This is a genomic window from Saccharomonospora iraqiensis subsp. iraqiensis, from assembly GCF_000430445.1.
Taxonomy (GTDB): Bacteria; Actinomycetota; Actinomycetes; order Mycobacteriales; family Pseudonocardiaceae; genus Saccharomonospora; species Saccharomonospora iraqiensis.
In genome coordinates this window covers 1-3180 of the sequence record NZ_KE387110.1, presented here as the reverse complement: position 1 = coordinate 3180, position 3180 = coordinate 1, and the positions used below count along the sequence as shown (strand labels likewise).

The 3180-nt window shown below is 74.4% G+C and carries 4 protein-coding genes; 1 reads left to right on the top strand and 3 read right to left on the bottom strand.

The genetic code is table 11. The annotated features are described in order from the left end of the window. Positions 1-672 (top strand): alpha/beta hydrolase (locus tag ACTIR_RS0115895; protein ID WP_026455023.1); only part of this gene is annotated, 672 nt, incomplete at its 5' end. A 16-nt stretch (positions 673-688) separates the two neighbouring features. On the opposite strand, the gene ACTIR_RS0115890 is transcribed toward ACTIR_RS0115895, so the two are convergent. From ACTIR_RS0115890 to ACTIR_RS0115880, 3 genes are all read right to left on the bottom strand, one after another. Further along, on the bottom strand, positions 689-1873 hold the full coding sequence (locus ACTIR_RS0115890) for a MarP family serine protease (RefSeq protein WP_026455022.1): 1185 nt from the start codon (positions 1871-1873) through the stop codon (positions 689-691). A 15-nt stretch (positions 1874-1888) separates the two neighbouring features. Further along, the gene (locus ACTIR_RS0115885; RefSeq protein WP_026455021.1) at positions 1889-2677 is read right to left on the bottom strand and encodes an NUDIX hydrolase; all 789 of its coding nucleotides are present in this window, start codon (positions 2675-2677) and stop codon (positions 1889-1891) included. Further along, positions 2674-3180, bottom strand: a 507-nt coding sequence (locus ACTIR_RS0115880) for a TlpA family protein disulfide reductase (protein WP_026455020.1), incomplete at its 5' end; no start/stop codon positions are given. The genes ACTIR_RS0115885 and ACTIR_RS0115880, both read right to left, overlap by 4 nt.

Below are 3180 nucleotides of genomic sequence, written 5' to 3'. Positions count from 1 at the left end.
CTCGGGGAGCGCCGGGCCCACCTCGTCGGGCACGCCTGGGGCGGTCTGCTCGCGTGGTCGGCGGCGAGCCTGCACCCCCGGGTCGTCGGGTCGGTGGGAGTGGTCGGCGGGGCACACCCGGTGGCCCTGCGCTCCGCCGTCCGGCGTGGACTGCCACGGGTGCTGTCCACCGCCCCCGGACCGGTCGCGGGACAGGCCGCGGCGATGCGCCACCTGTTCCGGTTCCAGGTCCCGGTCGCACCCGAACGCAGACTGGTGGCCGACCACGCCGCCGAACTGGAACGCCTCGTGCGCGCCTGGTCCGGGCCCGCGTGGCCCGCCGACCGCGACTTCCCGGCCACCGTCCGGCGACTGCGCCACGCGCTGCGCGTGCCGGGGGTGGCGCACAGCGCGCTGGAGTACTACCGCTGGGCCTTCCGGTCCCAGTTCCGTCCCGACGGTGGCCGGTTCGCGGCGGCCGTGGACACGCCCACCGGGCTGCCCGTCCTCCAGATCCACGGCACCGTGGACGGGTGCGTACTGCCGGACACCGCCGAGCGGTCGGCGCCCTGGCGCGGGCCCGGTTCCCGGTTCGCACGGCTCACCGGGATCGGGCACTTCCCGCACCTGGAGGCGCCGGACGCCACCACGGCGGCACTGCTGGACTTCCTCCGGGACAGGGACCGGGACTGACCCGGCTCAAGAACGCTCAGGACGTACACGCCCCGGTCTCGACCTCCGCGCCGAAGGCGCCGGCACGCTCCACCTCGCGACGGACCTCGTCGGCGGTGAGGGCGAAGCCGGTCTCCGGGTTCTCCACCGAGGCTCCGAACACGACACCGACCACCTCGCCCGTCGGGTCGACCAGCGGCCCGCCGGAGTTGCCGCTGCGCACCTCACCCCGGACGGTGTAGACGTCCCGGCGCACGGTCTCGGAACCGTAGATGTCCGGGCCGCGCAGGTCGATCCGTTCCCGGATCCGGGCCGGGGTGGCCGTGTACGGCCCGTCCAGGGGATAGCCGAGCGCGATCGCGTCGTCGCCCGCGGACGGGACCTCGTCGACCAGGGAGAGGGGCTGCGCGGTCAGTCCCGGCACCGCCAGGACGGCCACGTCGGTGTCCGGGTCGTAGTAGACGACCCGGCCGTCCCGCCTGCCGTCCGGGGTCTCGACGGCGACCTCGTCCGTGCCCGCGACGACGTGGGCGTTGGTCATCACCCGCTCGGGCGCGACGACGAACCCGGTGCCCTCCAGCGAACGGGAACACGCGGGCGCGATCCCGCGCACCTTGAGCACGCTCGGCCGCAACGCGCGGACCACGTCACTGCCCTGGAGTTCGGGGTCGGGAGGCTCGATCCGGCGCACCGGGGTGTTCTGGAACGGCGCCACGATCGACGGGAAGTCCGACTCGTCGAGCAGCGTCCGCAGTTCACCGGGGAGGCCCTGGGCCGCCTCCGGCATCACGGTGTTCACCCCGCCCAGCACCGAGGAGTCGTTGACCGCCCGGGACAGTCCCGGCATCGCGGCCACGCTGGTCAGCGGCAGCGCGATCAGCCAGGCCACGACGAAGACGACCAGGCCCTGCACGACCGCGCCCAGCCCGCTGTCCAGGCCGGACCCGGCCGACGACGACACCCGCCGCTTCAGCTTGTGGCCGAGCCAGACCCCGAGCGTCTCGCCGATGGCGACGAGCAGGATCACCACACCCACCGCCAGTGCGACCCGCAGCGCGGGATTGGTGAACATCTCCACGAGCGGCGGGGCCAGCCGGATCCCGAGCACGGCCCCGCCGAGAACGCCGAGAAAGGCGGGCAGCGCGATGAGGACCCCCTGCCTCGCTCCGGACACGGCCGCGAGCAGGGCCAGGAGAATCACCAGTAGGTCGACCCAGTTCACGTCTCTCCCTCGTCGCTACTCACCCGAGCGGGCGCGCTCCGCCCGCCCGGGCCCGACCCGCGCGTCGTACGCGGCCAGCGCCACGTCGAGGTCCCGCACGTCCGTGGTGTCCCACTCCCGGGCCCACCCGCCGAGCTCCAGCAGCACCGACAGCAGGCCCGCGGTGAACCCCCACACGAACAGGCCACCGACCTCGAACGCCGGTCCGTACCAGCCGCCGCCGGGCTTGCGCACCTGGAACCGGTTGGCGGGATCGGCGAGCTCGGCCACCGGGACCCGTGCCACGGCGGCCGTCTCACGGTAATCGACCGGGTGCACCGGCGACGGACGGTGCCAGTGCGCGAGCACGGGCGTCACGGCGAACCCGGACACGGGAACGTACAACTCCGGCAGCAACGCCACCGGACGGACCCCGGACGGGTCGACACCCGTCTCCTCGCGCGCCTCCCGCAGGGCGGTGTCGACCGGTCCGGCGTCGACGTCCTCCGCACCGCCACCGGGGAAGGCCACCTGGCCGGCGTGGGCACCGAGGGTGTCGGCCCGACGCAGCAGCAGCACGTCGGGATCCTGCTCGTCGGCGCGGTTCTCGTCGGCGCGGTGCCCGTCGGGGCTCGCGATGCCCCCGGGGTTCCCGGTGCCGTGGCCGCCGGAGCCGAGGAGCACCAGGACCGCGGCGGGACGGGCGTCGGCGGCGCGCGGCACGGTGAACCGGGTGAAGGTCGTGGTGTCCACCGAGCCGCTGACCTCGACGAGGCCGCGCAGCCACGCGGGCGCGTCGTCCGGGTGCACCAGCGGTCCGTTCATCGCAGTCGCTCCACCGCACCGGAGACCTGTTCGAGGGAGGTGAACAGCCGGGGTTCGGTCACGAACTCCACCTCGCCGTCGGCGCCGACGACGTACGACGCGGGCAGCATCGGCGGGACGTCCAGGGCGTCGCGGACCGGACCCCGCATCCCCTCACCGTCGTGCACGCTCGGCAACCGCACCCCGAGTTCGTCCAGCAGGTCGAGTCCGTCGACCTGCGAGCTCTGCACCTGCACCAGCAGCACCCTGGCCGCGTCGGGCCGGGCGGCGTACTCCTGCAGCAGGGGCAGCTCCTCCCGGCAGGGTTCACACCAGGTCGCCCACACGTTGATCAGTGTGACCTCTCCCCCCGTCGCGGCGTCCATCGCCACCGGGGCACCGTCACCGAGGCAGGTCACCCGGACCCCGTCCAGCGCGGGCACCTCCGCGGCACCGCCCGCGCCCGCGGCATCGTCGGAATCGTCGGCACCGTCCGTGCCGGAGGGCTCCGGGGCACCGCCCGA

Excerpts from the sequence above, each read along its gene's own strand:
- ACTIR_RS0115885 (WP_026455021.1), bottom strand. The coding sequence starts at position 2,677 with ATGAACGGACCGCTGGTGCACCCGGACGACGCGCCCGCGTGGCTGCGC.